Below are 14,004 nucleotides of genomic sequence, written 5' to 3'. Positions count from 1 at the left end.
CGGACGGATGGTCGTTCGGATCGGCCGGTGCCCGGATCTCAGCCTTCGATCCGGGCGCAGCCGGTCGTGCGATCGACTCGCGCACCGCGCGTCACTGCGCGATGATCGCGGGATGTTGCGCGGCGAGGTTCGCCCGGGTCGCCTCGGCCCAGGCGCGGTCGCGCGCCCGGCGCGGCCGGTCGAGGCGCACGTCGGCGATGAGGCTCGCCGGTCGCCGCGAGACCAGCAGCAGGCGGTCGGCGATCCCGATCGCCTCGGCGACGTTGTGCGTGACCATCAGGACGCTCATGCCGGTTCGGTCCACCGTATCGACCACGAGGCCGCGCAGCTCGGCGGCGGCGGCGTCGTCGAGGGAGACGAACGGCTCGTCGAGGACGAGGACGCGCGGGCCGTCGACCAGCGCGCGCGCCAGCGCCACGCGCCGCTGCATGCCCAGCGACAGGGCCTTCGGGTAGCGCGACCGCCAAGCCGTCAGGCCGAGCCGAGCGAACAGATCGTCGAGGTCACGGCCGCGCCGCGCCCGGGGGAGACCGAGGCGGACGTTGTGCTCGACGCTGCGCCAGGGCAGCAGCCGCGGGTCCTGGAACACGATGCCCGCCCGGTCCGCGCCGGAGACGCGGCCCTCGAACGCGATGTCGAGGCCGAGCAGGATCCGCAGGGTGGTGGTCTTGCCGGCGCCAGACGGTCCGATGAGGCAGACGATCTCCCCGGCAGCGACGCCGAAGGTCAGGTTCCGGACAGCCTCGACCGGCTCGGCCCGCGCGGGCCGGTACCATTTGGACGCGATCGCGACCTGGAGGACGGGGTCAGCGCCAGCGACGGACATACGCTTCGAGCCGCTGGAGGAGGAGGACGTCGATGCCGATCATCACGGCCATGAAGACGAGGCTGTAGCCGATGATGGCCGCCACGTCGGTGCTCTGGACGAAGTAGTAGTTAATCGCGAAGCCGACTCCGTCCGGGCGCCCGAGCAGCTCCACCACCAGCACGATCTTCCAGGCGAGCGACAGGCCCGACCGCGCCGCCGTGACCATGTAGGGCTGGAGCTGCGGGATCAGGATATCGAGGGCCCAGCTGCGCCGGTCGAGCCGGTAGGCGCGGGCCATCTCGTCGAGGCCGGGATCGAGGTTCCGCGCCCCCTCCCGCACGATCACCGCGACGTTCGGCAGCTTGTTGAGCACCACCGCGAGGATCGCCGCGGTCTCGGTCAGCCCCACCCAGACATAGGCCAGGACCGTGATCACCAGGGCGGGCGTGTTGAGGAGGACGAGCAGCGGCGTGTCGAGGGTGAGGTCGGCGGCCTTGGAGCGCCCGAGCGCGACGCCGAGGAGGACGCCGAGGACCATCGCCACGGTGAAGGAGATCGCCACGCGGAGGAGCGTCATGCCCACGTTGTGCGCGAGGTCGCCGCGCTCCGCCTCCTGAACGATGAAGCGCAGCACCGCGAGGGGCGCCGGCAGCAGGCGCGAGCCCGCCTCCAGCGCGGCGATCTGCCAAGCGGCGAGGAGCACGGCCAGGGACGCGATGCGGGTCAGCGCGCCCATGCGGTCCCGGTGCTCGGGACGGCCGAAACGCGTGCCCGCCGGGCGGGCGCCTCAACCATTGCGGCCGGTGTAGTAGAGATCCGGCGGGAGCGCGTCGCCCTTGCCGACGAGGCGGGCGCCGCCGAGCCGCGCCATCACCGCGTAGAGCTTCTCGGCGTCGGCGCGCTCCTCCGCGATGGTGCGGCGCGGGATGCCGGCGAGGAAATCGTGCTTCAAAGCCTCGAAGGTCGCCTTGTCCTCCGCCGCCATCAGCGGGCGCACAATCTGCCACGTGCTCGGATCCGAGGCGAGCATGTCCTTGGCGGCCCGCGAGGCCCGGGCGAAGGCCGCCACGGCCGCGGGCTTCTCCTTCACGGTGGCGTCCTGGAACAGGTAGCCGATCAGCGCCACGTCGCCGGGGACCCCGAGGGCGTGCATGATGTCCTCGGCCCCGACCAGCTGCCGATAGCCCTTGGCCTTGAGGCGGGCGCAGTAGGTCCAGTAGGTCAGCGCGGCGTCGAGGCCGCCCTGCTCCAGCTTCAGCGTGATCAGCGGCGGCGCGCCGTAGGCGATCTCGGCGGCCTGCTCCAGATCGATGCCGGCCGCGTCCTTGGCCTGTGCCCGGAGGAGGAGCCAGTTCTTGTCCAAGGGGCCGCCCGCCACTCCGAGGCGCTTGCCCGCGAGGTCCTTGAGGCTCTTCACCGGGCTGTCGCCCGCCACCATCACGCCGCCCTCGGAGGTCGAGTACGGGATGAAGCGCACCGCCTGACCGTCGTTGCCGAGGCGCGCGGCCCAGAGAAGGTCGCCGATGATCGTGTCGACCTGTCCACCGATGAAGCTGATCCGGGCCGCGTCGTTGCCGGCGAGCTTGACCGCGTCGAGCTCGAAGCCGTTGGCCGTGTCGAGGCCGCGGGCCTTGATCACCGCCGCCTCCCAGGTCGACGTGCCGAAGGGCAGGCTCCCGAGGCGGATCGTCGGCACGTCGGCGCGCGCCGCCCGCAGGCCGAGGCCGCCGAGCAGGCCCCCGGCGAGCATCGCGCGCCGTGACAGCATCACGCCTTCTCCCATCGTATTGCGCAGTCTTCAGCGGCGGCAGACTGGAGTGCCGACCGAGCCGGACGCCATTGGCAAAAGGTCATAGGGCTCACACCGGTTTCCGTCCACCGTGGCAAACACGCTTGCGCGCAACCGGCCGCGGCGGCACCCTCGACCGCGACGGATTCATCGGAGACGAAGATCATGAGCGAGCGACGCGAAGGTGCACTGGACGAGGCAACCGTGGAGGCGCGGCTCAAAGCCGAACTGCCCACGTGGCGACTGGAGGACGGGTGGATCCGGCGCACCTACAAGACGTCCGGCTGGAAGAGCACCCTGATGGTGATCAACACGGTCGGCCACCTCGCCGAGGCGGCGTGGCACCATCCGGACATCACGGCGTCCTACGCCTGGGTCGAGGTCCGGCTGATGAACCACGCGGCCAAGGGCATCACCGACAAGGACTTCGCCCTCGCCCGGAAGATCGAGGAGGTCGTGTCCTGGCAGCCGGGCCTGGAGGGACAGGGGCTCGAGGGCACCCCGACCGATCCGCGCTTCGCCTACATCAAGTACGAGAAATAGCGGCCGCCGGCGTCACCGGGGCTCCTTCACCCGGCGGCACTCCGTCTTCAGGTAGGCGGTCTTGCCGATCTCCTCGCGCAGCTCGGTGCGGGCGATGATCTCCTGCCAGCCGGTGGCGCAGCCGAGCTCGTTGGCGACCCGGACCTTGCGCACTTCGAGCGCCTCGGCGTCCGTGCAGGCATCCTGGGCGATCCCGTTGGCGCAGACCAGGACGACGGCGATGAAGGCGTTCATGGGCGGGACGGTCCTCGTTGCCGTCGCACCCTACGCGCCGAAGCGCCGTCGGGTCTCGCGCGGCGTGGTCCCGCCCGCGCGAAAGATCGTCACGGTCGGCCCGCCCTGAGGGGGCGGAGGGGCGGGCCGACCGTTTCTCGCAGCGCCCGCAGGCGCTGCGATCGCGTGAACCGGCCGATCAGCCGGCGTGGGCCGCCGGCGTGCCGCCCGCGTCCGGGCGGATGCGGTAGCAGCCGATGTAGAGGGCCGGAAGGAACAGGAGCGTCAGGAAGGTCGCCGCCAGGATGCCGCCGATCATCGCGAAGGCCATGGGCCCCCAGAACACCTCGCGGGCGATCGGGATCAGGCCCAGGCTCGCCGCAGCGGCGGTCAGGAGGATCGGTCGCATGCGGTGGTGGGTCGCCTCGAAGACCGCCTGCCAGGGCGCCATCCCCTCGTCGCGGAACTCCTCGATCTGGCTCACCAGGATGACTGCGTTGCGGATGATGATCCCGATGAGCGCGAGGATGCCCAGGATGGCGACGAAGCCCATCGGCTTGTCGAACAGGAGCAGCGCCGGGACGACGCCGATCAGGCCGAGCGGCGCCACGGTGAAGACGAGCAGCATCCGCCCGAAACTCTGGAGCTGCATCATCAGCAGGAACGCCATCGCCAGCAGCATGACCGGGACCACAGCCGCGATCGGGCCCTGACCTTTGGCCGACTCCTCCACGGCGCCGCCGGTCTGGACCGTGTAGCCTTCCGGGAGCGCCTTGATGAAGGCGTCGATGCCCGGCTGCAGCGCGGCCACGACGGTGGCCGGCTGTGTCGCGTCGTGGATCGTGGCCCGCACCGTCACGGTCGGCAGGCGGTCGCGGCGCCAGACGATCGGCTGCTCGAGATCGTAGCCGATCCGCGCGAAAGCCAGCACCGGGACCACCGTGCCGTTCGCGAGACCGACCTGCAGCGACTGCAGCGTGTCCAGCGAGGACCGCTCGGCCGCGCGGGCACGGCCGACGACGTTGACCAAGTAGATCGAGTCCCGGACCTGCGTGATCGCTTGCCCCCCCTCGATCCCGTTCAGGATGCCGGCGACGTCCTGGCTGGTGACGCCGAGCTGGCGTGCCTTGTCCTGGAGGATCTCGACCCGCAGGACCTTGCCGGGCTCGTTCCAGTCGAAGGTCGGCACGTCGAGGCGCTTGTCGGCCGCCACCACGTTGGCGAGGTCGAGGGAGAGTCGGCGCACCGTCTCCATGTTCGGTCCGCTGAGGCGGTACTGCACCGGCCGGCCCACGGGCGGGCCGAGGCTCAGGGGTTGCACCAGCACGTCGGTGCCGACGAAGTCGCGCAGGCCGATGGTCTGGAGGCGTGCCATCACGCGGTCGCGCACCTCCAGCGACTTCGTGACGATGACGATCTGGCCGAAGAACGCGTTGGCGAGCTGCTGGTCGAGCGGGAGATAGAAGCGCACCGCGCCCTCGCCGACGTAGGACGACCAGCTCGTCACGTCCGGGTCGCCCTTCAGGTTCGCCTCGAACCGGTCCATCTGCGCCCGGGTCTCGGCGATGGTGGCGTTCTGCGGCAGGGTCAGGTCGACCAGCACCTCGGACCGGTCCGAGGACGGGAAGAACTGCTGCTGCACGTGGCCCATCCCGACGATGGCCGCCGCCATCAGCCCGAGGCAGACCACCACCGTCGTCCAGTGCCAGCGCATGGCGAGCCGCAGAGCCCAGACGAACAGGCGCGTGAAGATCCCCTCCTTCTCCGTGTGGTGCCTCATGGTCTTCGGCAGGAGCGTGACGCCGACGAGCGGCGCGAACAGGACCGCGACGACCCAGGAGACCAGCAGCGCGGCCGCGATCACCACGAACAGCGAGTAGGTGTACTCGCCGGCGCCGGAGCCGTTGAAGCCGATCGGCAGGAAGCCCGCCACGGTGACGAGGGTCCCGGTCAGCATGGGGAAGGCCGTCGACGTGTACGCGAAGGTGGCGGCCTTCCGGAGCGTGTCGCCGCGCTCCAGGCGGGCCACCATCATCTCGACGGTGATCATGGCGTCGTCGACCAGCAGGCCCAGCGCGATGATCAGCGCGCCGAGGGAGATGCGCTGCAGGGTCACGTCCATGATCTGCATGACCACGAACACGATCGCGAGCACGAGCGGGATCGACACCGAGACGACGAGGCCGGCGCGGACGCCGAGGCTCACGAAGCTCACCGCGAGCACGATGATCACGGCCTCGACCAGGGCCTCGGTGAAGCCGCCGACCGCGTGCTCCACCTGCTTGGGCTGGTCCGACACGAGGTGGACGCCGACGCCCACGGGCAGCCTCGCCTCGATTGCCCGCATGCGCTCCTTCAGCGCCTCGCCGAAATGCAGCAGGTTGGCGCCGGGACGCATCGCGATGGCGAGGCCGATCGCGGGCTTGCCGTCCACTCGGAACAGCGGCGCCGGCGGGTCCTCGTAGCCGCGGCTGATCTCGGCGATGTCGGCGAGGCGGAAGAAGCGGTCATTGACCCGCAGGTTGAAGTCCTGGAGCGAGGCCTCGGACGCGAATGAGCCGCTGACCCGCAGCGAGATGCGTTCCGGCCCGGCCTGGACGACGCCCGAGGCCGAGACAGCGTTCTGCGCCTGCAGCGCCTTGATGAGCGCCTGGAAATCGATGCCGTAGCCGGCGAGCTTCCGGGTGGAGAAATCGAGGTAGATCGTCTCGTCCTGCGTGCCGATCAGCTGGGTCTTGCCGATATTCGGCACCCGCAGGACCTCGGTGCGGATGCTCTCGACGTAGTCGCGCAGCTGCCGGTGCGTCAGGCCGTCGGCCGTGAACGCGTAGATGTTGCCGTAGACGTCGCCGAACTCGTCGTTGAAGAACGGGCCCTGCACGCCCTCCGGGAACTGACCTTTGATGTCCCCGAGCCGCTTGCGGACCTGGTAGAAGGCCGGCTGGATCTCGTTCTTCTTGAGGGTGTCGCGGAATTGGACGAACACCGTCGACGATCCGGGCGTCGTGTAGCTGCGGACGTAATCGAGGCCGTTGAGCTGCTGGAGTTCCTTCTCGACCCGGTCGGTGACCTGATCGAGGGTGTCCTTGATGGTCGCCCCCGGCCACGTGGTCTGCACCACCATGGTCTTGATGGTGAAGGGCGGATCCTCCTCGCGGCCGAGGCGCGTATAGGCCATCAGCCCCGCGACCAGCGAGACCAGCATCAGGAACCAGACGAACGAGCGGTGCTCGAGCGCCCAGTCGGAAAGGTTGAAGTCCTTCACGCGCAAACCCCGTGCGGCCGGATCAGACGGCGCCGTCGGTCAGGCGCACGGCCTGGCCTTCCTTCAGGACATGGACGCCCGCGACCACGACGCGCTCGCCGGCCTTGAGCCCGTCGACGACCGCCACGCGGCCGTCCTCCGCATTGTCCCGCGCCGCCACGGTGACGTCGCGGCGCGCCACCGTCTTTCCGTCGGCCGACACGACCCAGACCGAGCGGCGGCCGTTATCCTCGAGCAGCGCCGACGCGGGCAGCAGGACGGTGGGCGGGACCTTGCGCATCAGCGACACGTTGATGGTCGCGCCGAGCCGGAAGGCCGGGCCGGGATCGTCCAGGGTGATCCGGATGCGCTTGGACCGCGTCCCCGACTCGGCGAGCGGCGCGATCTCGCGGATGCGCCCCCGTGCCGTCAGCTCCGGCGCGCTCTGGAGCGCGACGGTGAACACGCCGTCCGCCGGCAGGGCCCCGGCATGGGTCTCGGGGATGTCGACCACCGCCTCGCGGACGTCCGGGCGCGCCACGGTCACGACGCCCTGGCCGGCGCTGAGCACCTGGCCGACCTCGGCGAGGCGCTGCGTCACGACGCCGTCGAATTCGGCCTTCAGCTCGGTGTACCCCATCTGGTCGCGGGCCTTCTGGAGGCTCGCCATCGCCTGATCCACCCGGGCCCGGGCGGTCTCGCGCTTGGCGACCGCCTGGTCGAGGGTCGCCTGGGACACGGCGTTGCCGGACATCAGGCGCCGGGTCCGCGATTCCGCGGCCTCGGCATTCTCGGCCTGCGCCTTCGCATCGGCGAGGTCGGCCTCGGCGCGGGTCAGGTCGAAGCGGGTCACGATCGTGTCGAGGGCCGCGAGGCGCTGACCGCGGGTGACGAGGTCGCCGACCGTGACGTCCCGCGCCACCATGCGGCCGGGAATCTGAAAGCCGAGCTGCGCCTGGTAGCGCGGCTCGATCGTGCCGGCGAACGGCCCGAACGTGACGGTGTCGCTCGGCACGACCACCTGCGTGAGAACCGGACGGACGGGGGCGGCCGCAGCGCCCTCCCCGCTGTCACCGCCGTGCCCGTTGCATCCGGCGAGCGCCGCCGCGACGAGGCCCAGGACGAGATACTCGCGCGCCGTCATGGGCGGTCTCCGATCTCGGCGGCCGCGACGGTCTGGCCGGGGCGCAGGAACTGGATGCCGGCGACGACCACCCGCTCGCCCGGCTCGACGCCGCGCTTCAGCGCGATGATGTCGGGGCCGAAGCGGTCGATCTCCACCGCCCGGACCGAGACGGTCCTGCGCTGCGGATCGTAGATCCACACGGAGGGCCGACCGTCGTAGCGGTACAGCGCCGACCAGGGCAGGACTACGGATTCGTGCGGCGCGAAGCGTCCGCGGCCGATCACGACGGCCCCGAGCCCCATGGCGGCGGGCGTCGCCTTGAGGCCGATCTTGACCCGCACCGTGCCGCTCGCGGCGTCCACCGTGGGTGAGATCTCCCGCACGGTCCCGACCGCGGTGACGGACGGGTCCGACTGGAGCGCCACCGCGATGGTGTCGCCGGCCGGCGGCTGGGCCAGCAGCGATTCGTAGACGTTGAAGACCGCGTCGCGGGGCCCGTCCTGGGCGACGACCAGCACGGTCTGGCCCGACTGGACCACTTGGCCGACCTCGAAGCTGCGGCTCGTCACCACGCCGGACACGCCCGCGCGCAGCTCCGTGTACGAGAACTGCTCCTGCGCTGTCCCGAGCGCCGCCTTGGCCGAGTCGACCGCCGCCTGGGTCGTGCGCAGCTCCTGCTCGGCGTTGTCGTAGGTCGAGCGGGTCGTGAAGCCGCCGGCGAGGAGCTGCTTCTGGCGCTCGTAGGACATCTTGGCCTGGGTCAGCAGCGCCTCGGCCGAGGCGAGGGCGGCCTTGGCGTTGTCGAGATTGGCCTGCTGCGTCAGGGGTTCGAGGACGGCGAGGACCTGGTTGGCGCTGACATGGTCGCCGACCTCGACGCGCCGCTCGGCGACCTTCCCGTTCGTCCGGAACGAGACGTTCACCTGCGCCTGCGCCTGGATGTCACCGGTCACCACGACGTCGAGCGCGAGCGGTGTGCGCCGCGCCTGCACCACGCGGACCCGCGCGAGGGCTGGATCGAGCGCCGCTTCCGGCTCGGCCCGGGCGCACCCGATCGACGCCAGCGCGGTTAACATCAGCAGGACGGATGTCGATGGGAGGAAGGCGATGCGGCTCATGCGATCGACCTTGTCGGCCCGACTCGTGCAAATTGCGTGGCGCGTCTCTACGTCATCCGTTACATACCGTCCAGACGGTTTTTAATGCAGGTCCGTGATGCAGGTGAAGCGACAGCGACTGGCGGCGCGGCCCGAGATCATCCTGGAGGCAGCCGCGGCGGTGCTCCTGAAAGCCGGCGTCCGGGGCCTGACCATCGACGCGGTCGCGGTCGAGGCCGGTCTGAGCAAAGGCGGTGTTCTGCACCACTACGCGTCGAAGGACGCGCTGGTGGCGGCGCTGGTCGCCCGCAAGCTCGCGGATGTGCGCGCGGAGATCGACGCCTGCGCGCGAGAAATACCGGCCGGCCCGTCGCAACTGCCCAGAGCGATGGTGGCACATATCCGCACGCATTACTGCGAGGACAACGAGGCCGCGCGCGCGCTGCTCCTGGCATCGATGGAATCGCCGGAAGCGCAGAAGGACTTTCAGGCGTTCGTCGCGGATCAGCTGGACCAGCTCGGACGGATCGAGGGCGCGCCCCCGGGCGAGGGCTCGGTCCTGTACTTCGCCATCCTCGGCCTGTTCATGAGTCGGGCGCTGGGCTTCCAGCAGCTCGACGAGGACGCGCTGGCGCCGATGCTCGACGCCCTCGACCGCATCGCCCGGCGAGCGGGCGGCTAGGTCCGGACGCTCAGGCCTGGAACGCGAGCACGGCGCGCGTCCCGGCGCTTCGAGGGGCGTACGACAGGGCTGAGCGCAGGTTCGACGCCATGGCGCGCACGATGCGCGACCCGAGCCCGGTGCCTCGGATCTCGCCCTCCCCGGTCCAGCCGATGCCGTCATCCTCGACGGCGAGCAGCACGGTGTCGTCGGCGTCCCGCTCGACCGCGACGCGGATCTCGCCGGAGGTGCCGACCGGGTAGGCGTACTTGTAGGCGTTGGTGACGAGTTCGGTCACGACGACGCCGACCGACACGGCCTTGTCGGTGGAGAGTCTCACCGGCGCGGCCCGGAGGCGGATCGCGTGGTCGCGCCCGCTCGCGCGCATCGCGGCCTGCAATTCCTCGACGAGGCTCTGCAGGTAGGCGTCGAGCTCGACCGATTCGACGTCGTCCGAGGTGTAGAGGCGGCGGTGGATGCCGGCGATCGCCGAGATGCGGGCCTGCATCTCGTCGAGCGCGGCCTTCGCTGCCGGGTCGGTGACCGCGTTGCGCTGCATGTGCGCGAGGGCCGCGACGAGGGCCAGGGAATTGGCCACGCGGTGGTTGACCTCGCGCAGCAGCAGCTCGGCGCGGTCGCGCGCCTCGCGCATCTCGGCCTCGGCGCGTTCCTTGTCGCGCCGCAGGCTCTCCTGGCGCAGAGCGGTGGCGACGGCCTCGCCGAGCAGTTCCCGGAACTGGCCCTGGACGTCCTTCCAGACGTAGTCGACCGCCCCCGCCTTCAGGGCCGCCACGGCGACGCGGCTGTCCTCCGAGCCCGTCACGTAGATGACCGGCGGCGCCTGGGGCAGCGCGCGGATTTCGGGCAGCAGATCGAGCCCCGTCTGCCCGGGCATGTGGTGGTCGAGGGCGACGGCATCGATTCCGCCCTGCGCGAGCCGCGCCAGTCCCGCCGCGCCGTCGGGGCAGAGCTCGACCACGTAGCCGCGCGCCTCCAGAGCGCGCCGGACCAAGCGGCCGAGACCGGGGTCGTCGTCGATGTAGAGGATGCGTGCCGCCGCAGCGGTGCCGTCCCCGCTGGCACGCGCGGCATTCATGGGTTCTGCGGAACCTGCATCACCGAGAAGAACAGCCCGAGCTGGCGGATCGCGTTCGCGAAACCGTCGTAGCTCACCGGCTTGGTGATGTAGACGTTGGCCCCGAGGTCGTAGCAGCGCTGGATCTCGCGGCTGTCGTCCGTCGTGGTCAAGACCACCACCGGGGACCGCCGCGTGTGCGGGTTCGCTTTGACCTTCTCGAGGATGTCGAGGCCGGTCATGTCTGGCAGGTTGAGATCGAGCAGGATCAGCAGGTGCCGTCGGGCGCTCGCCTCGCCGGAGCCGTCCGAACCGAGCAGGTATTCCAGCGCCGACGTACCGTTCCGGAACGGCACGATGTCGTTGTTGACGCCGGCGCGGCGGATGTTCCGCTCGATCAGGCGCGCATGTCCCTCGTCATCCTCGATCATCACGATGCTGACGGGATGCACGGGCGGCTCCACGCTCATTCGGCGGCGATGGGCGCCGGTTCAGGGTCTATCCGGATCGCTGTAGCGGTCCCGCGCGGCAAGGTCACGTCGAACGTCGTGCCGACGCTGAGTTCTGAACGGATCTCGATCCGTCCGCCGAACGACCGGACCAGGGCCTTCACGTGAGCGAGGCCGATCCCCTCGCCCGGGCGGTCCTGGGCGCCCGAACGGCGGAAGAGTTCGAAGACGCGGGCATGGTCCCGCGCCGCGATCCCCCGACCATTGTCGGCGACGGAGAAGCAGACGCCGCGCTCGCCCACGGCCTTGGCCGTGACGGCGATGTGTCCGGGCCGGCTGGGGTCGAGGTATTTCACGGCATTGTCTAGCAGGTTGCCGAACACCTGCTCGATCGCGAGCCGGTCGGCGACGATCTCCGGCAGGTCGCGGGCGATCGTCACCGTGGCGCCGACCGCCTCGGCCTGATGCCGCTGGGCGTCCGCCACGCCGCGGAGCAGGCTCGTCATGTCGAGGGCTTCGGGCGAGAACTGTCGCCGGCCCTCGCGCGAGAGCTTCAGGATGGCGGCGATCAGCCCCTCCATCCGGTTCACCGCCGCCTTGATGAAGCCGAGGGCCTCGCCGAGGTCGGCGTCGAGCCGCTCCGCCGCCGGATGATCCCGGAGGGCCGCGGCGATCTCGGTCCGAGTCGCCTCCAGCTCGCTCGTGAATCCCATCACGTTGACCAGCGGCGCGCGCAGGTCGTGGCTGACGATATAGGCGTAGCGCTGGATCTCCTCGTTCGATTCGCGCAGGTCCGCTTCGGCCTGACGCTGCTCGGTGATGTCCGTGTGCACGCCGACCCACTCGCGGATCTGGCCCCGCGCGTCGAGGACGGGGATCGCGCGGATCGCGAAGTGCCGCCACGTCCCGTCGCGGACACGGACCCGGTGTTCGTGAACGTAGGTGCGCCGCGCCCGGACGGTCGCGTTCCAGCTCTCGACGGAGGCCTCCATGTCGTCGGGATGCACCGCGTCGGCCCAGCCGTAGCCCTGGTACTCCTCCCGCGTCTGCCCCGTGATCGCGCTCCAGCCCGGCTGCTCGCCGAGCATCCGGCCCTGGGCATCGTTGGTCCAGAGCACGCCGCGCACGGCCTGAACGGCGGCCCGGAACCGCGCCTCGCTCGCCTGGAGCTCGCGCTGCACGCGCTGCTGGTCCAGCGACGAGGCGAGCATCGCCAGGAACAGGATGAGGAATGTCGCGCCGGCGACGTACAGGGCGAGGTTCTGCTGGCCCGGGACGCCGGTCACCGCGTGGGCCGCGTGGGCGCCTGCCGCCTCGGCGGTGATCGTCGCCGCGGCCATGCCGGTGTAGTGCATCCCGGCCACTGCGAGGCCCATGACGCAGGCCGCGGCGAGTTTCTGCCACACGCCGTGCCGCCGGAAGGAGAGCCACAGGGCGGCGGTCGCCGCCGTCACGGCGATCGCCACCGAGAGCGCGACAATGGCCGGGCTGTAGGCGAGGTCGCCCGGGATCCGGAGCGCGGCCATGCCGGTGTAGTGCATGCCGGCGACGCCGGCACCCATGAGCGGACCTGCCACAAGGAGGCCGCCGGCTCCGACCCCGACCCGCGCTACCCACATGAAGGCGGCCCCGGTCGCCGCGACGGCGATCGCGAGCGACAGCAGGGTGAGTCCGAGATCGTAGGCGGCCGGCATGCCCATCTCGAAGGCCAGCATGCCGACGAAGTGCATCGACCAGATGCCGCCGCCCATGGCGAGGGCGGCGCCGGCGATCCACGGCCAGCGCGGTCCGGCGACCGGCCCTCGGATCCGCGCGCCGAGATCCAGCGCGGTGTAGGACGCGAACACCGCGAGACCGATCGACAGGGCGACGAGAGCCGGGTTGTAGCCAGTATGGACCATCGACTGCGATCGACGCGTGAAGGGCGCTGATCGCGATGTACCGCGGGTCGAGGGCGGGCGCCATCGCGATTCCGGGCCGGCCAAGCCTCCGGAATACCGAGACACCATGGCGGTCCCGTGCCCGTCCCGAACTGGTGCCGGGTGGGGCGGGGATCGGCGGCGACGCGGAGCGGAATCCCGACGGGCGCGACAGGCTCGAGCAAGCAGGAGCAGCGACGATCGACCGTCGCCTCCGGCCAGCCGCGATCGGCGGACAAGCACCAGTCGTCGCACCAGTCGTCGCCCGCTGGCGCGCGGCTGGCGCGTCGAGAAAAAAATCGCGTGCGTCACGCGGCGGCGGTCTCTCCCGGCGTCCGCGCGCGTTCTAGGTTCTGTCGATCGCTCATCGCGAATGCAGGTTCATGAACGGACACGGCGCTGCACGACTTCCGGACGACCTGCGCGAAGCTCTGGCTCAGGCTCTGTACGATCGCGAGCGGACGGAAGGTGAGGATCGCGCCGCCTGGACCGACTCGAACCTGGAGGCCCGGCACCCGGGTCTGCGCGAGCGCTATCTCCGGTCCGCCGACGCTCTCGCGGCCGGCCCGCTGGCCGACCTCCTGGCCGCCCGACGCGCCGACGAGGAGGAACTGCGGGTGCTGCGCCGTCAGCGGATGGCGCCCGAGCGGGAGCGGGAACTGCTCGAGGCCAACAACCGCCTCCTCGCCCGCGCCGAAGCGGCCGAGACGGCGCGGGACGCCGCGGAGGAGGCGCTCGCGACGCTGCGCCGCGAGCGGGATGTCGCGCGGGAGGCGGAGGCCTTCTGGCAGCAATTCGCCTTCGACGCCGACGATCTCGCCACCCGGCGCCTCATCGAGCAGACCGACGCCCGCGCCGAGGCCGAGCGGCGGGCGATCGAGGAGCGGTGCCGGCGGGAGCGCGCGGAGGCGGCGCTGCGCCTGTTCGCGGACCGCGCCGACGTCATGCCCAAGGAGGGATGGGCGTCGGAACTGGCGAAGGCCAATCGCGACATCCCGCTCTGGTGGTTCCACGCCGCCCGCGTCGCCCTCGAGCCGCCGGATCTGACCCGGCCGACCGAGAGCGGCGAGGCCTGACGGA

General features: G+C 70.9%; 13 protein-coding genes. 3 read left to right on the top strand and 10 right to left on the bottom strand.

The genetic code is table 11. From position 1 onward, the window contains the following. Window positions 1-91 precede the first annotated feature (91 nt). Genes MMR14E_RS25065 through MMR14E_RS25055 form a run of 3 tightly spaced genes read right to left on the bottom strand, consistent with a single transcriptional unit; the run spans window position 92 to window position 2,576 of the window. Window positions 92-826, bottom strand: a complete 735-nt coding sequence (locus tag MMR14E_RS25065) for an ABC transporter ATP-binding protein (protein ID WP_331318019.1) — start codon at window positions 824-826, stop codon at window positions 92-94. Then, a complete protein-coding gene (locus tag MMR14E_RS25060; protein ID WP_331318018.1) occupies window positions 807-1,544 on the bottom strand; it encodes an ABC transporter permease in 738 nt (245 codons plus the stop codon). Before MMR14E_RS25060 ends, MMR14E_RS25065 begins: the two co-directional genes overlap by 20 nt. A 51-nt stretch (window positions 1,545-1,595) precedes the next feature. Beyond that, complete coding sequence (locus MMR14E_RS25055; protein WP_331318016.1) at window positions 1,596-2,576, bottom strand: ABC transporter substrate-binding protein; 981 nt, start codon at window positions 2,574-2,576, stop codon at window positions 1,596-1,598. A gap of 186 nt (window positions 2,577-2,762) precedes the next feature. Between MMR14E_RS25055 and MMR14E_RS25050 the strand changes: the two genes are divergently transcribed. Next, a complete protein-coding gene (locus tag MMR14E_RS25050; RefSeq protein WP_331318015.1) occupies window positions 2,763-3,140 on the top strand; it encodes a 4a-hydroxytetrahydrobiopterin dehydratase in 378 nt (125 codons plus the stop codon). 12 nt (window positions 3,141-3,152) lie between these two features. On the opposite strand, the gene MMR14E_RS25045 is transcribed toward MMR14E_RS25050, so the two are convergent. The 4 genes from MMR14E_RS25045 to MMR14E_RS25030 all read right to left on the bottom strand — a co-directional run bounded on the left by MMR14E_RS25045 (window position 3,153) and on the right by MMR14E_RS25030 (window position 8,841). Next, entirely contained in the window at window positions 3,153-3,374 is a 222-nt protein-coding gene (locus MMR14E_RS25045; RefSeq protein ID WP_331318013.1) for a hypothetical protein, read from the bottom strand. Between the two features lie 178 nt (window positions 3,375-3,552). Further along, complete coding sequence (locus tag MMR14E_RS25040; RefSeq protein ID WP_331318012.1) at window positions 3,553-6,618, bottom strand: efflux RND transporter permease subunit; 3,066 nt, start codon at window positions 6,616-6,618, stop codon at window positions 3,553-3,555. Window positions 6,619-6,640: 22 nt separating this feature from the next. Then, complete coding sequence (locus MMR14E_RS25035) at window positions 6,641-7,741, bottom strand: efflux RND transporter periplasmic adaptor subunit (protein ID WP_331318010.1); 1,101 nt, start codon at window positions 7,739-7,741, stop codon at window positions 6,641-6,643. Beyond that, a complete protein-coding gene (locus MMR14E_RS25030) occupies window positions 7,738-8,841 on the bottom strand; it encodes an efflux RND transporter periplasmic adaptor subunit (protein WP_331318009.1) in 1,104 nt (367 codons plus the stop codon). The genes MMR14E_RS25035 and MMR14E_RS25030 overlap by 4 nt, the downstream gene beginning before the upstream one ends. A gap of 97 nt (window positions 8,842-8,938) precedes the next feature. Between MMR14E_RS25030 and MMR14E_RS25025 the strand changes: the two genes are divergently transcribed. Beyond that, window positions 8,939-9,502, top strand: coding sequence for a TetR/AcrR family transcriptional regulator (locus tag MMR14E_RS25025; RefSeq protein WP_331318008.1), 564 nt, complete (start codon window positions 8,939-8,941; stop codon window positions 9,500-9,502). A 10-nt stretch (window positions 9,503-9,512) separates the two neighbouring features. Here the strand turns inward: MMR14E_RS25025 and MMR14E_RS25020 are convergent, their stop codons facing one another. From MMR14E_RS25020 to MMR14E_RS25010, 3 genes are read right to left on the bottom strand one after another with little or no spacing between them, the layout of a single operon-like run. Continuing rightward, complete coding sequence (locus tag MMR14E_RS25020; RefSeq protein WP_331318007.1) at window positions 9,513-10,577, bottom strand: sensor histidine kinase; 1,065 nt, start codon at window positions 10,575-10,577, stop codon at window positions 9,513-9,515. Further along, complete coding sequence (locus MMR14E_RS25015) at window positions 10,574-11,026, bottom strand: response regulator (RefSeq protein ID WP_331318006.1); 453 nt, start codon at window positions 11,024-11,026, stop codon at window positions 10,574-10,576. Before MMR14E_RS25015 ends, MMR14E_RS25020 begins: the two co-directional genes overlap by 4 nt. Then, the gene (locus MMR14E_RS25010; protein ID WP_331318005.1) at window positions 11,023-12,906 is read right to left on the bottom strand and encodes an MHYT domain-containing protein; all 1,884 of its coding nucleotides are present in this window, start codon (window positions 12,904-12,906) and stop codon (window positions 11,023-11,025) included. Before MMR14E_RS25010 ends, MMR14E_RS25015 begins: the two co-directional genes overlap by 4 nt. Window positions 12,907-13,307: 401 nt before the next feature. Here MMR14E_RS25010 and MMR14E_RS25005 point away from each other — a divergent pair, with 401 nt between their 5' ends. Next, the gene (locus MMR14E_RS25005) at window positions 13,308-14,000 is read left to right on the top strand and encodes a hypothetical protein (RefSeq protein WP_331318004.1); all 693 of its coding nucleotides are present in this window, start codon (window positions 13,308-13,310) and stop codon (window positions 13,998-14,000) included. Window positions 14,001-14,004 lie beyond the last annotated feature (4 nt).

This window comes from Methylobacterium mesophilicum (assembly GCF_036441335.1).
GTDB classification, from domain to species: domain Bacteria; phylum Pseudomonadota; class Alphaproteobacteria; order Rhizobiales; family Beijerinckiaceae; genus Methylobacterium; species Methylobacterium mesophilicum_B.
This window is presented reverse-complemented; position numbering and strand designations above follow the sequence as displayed.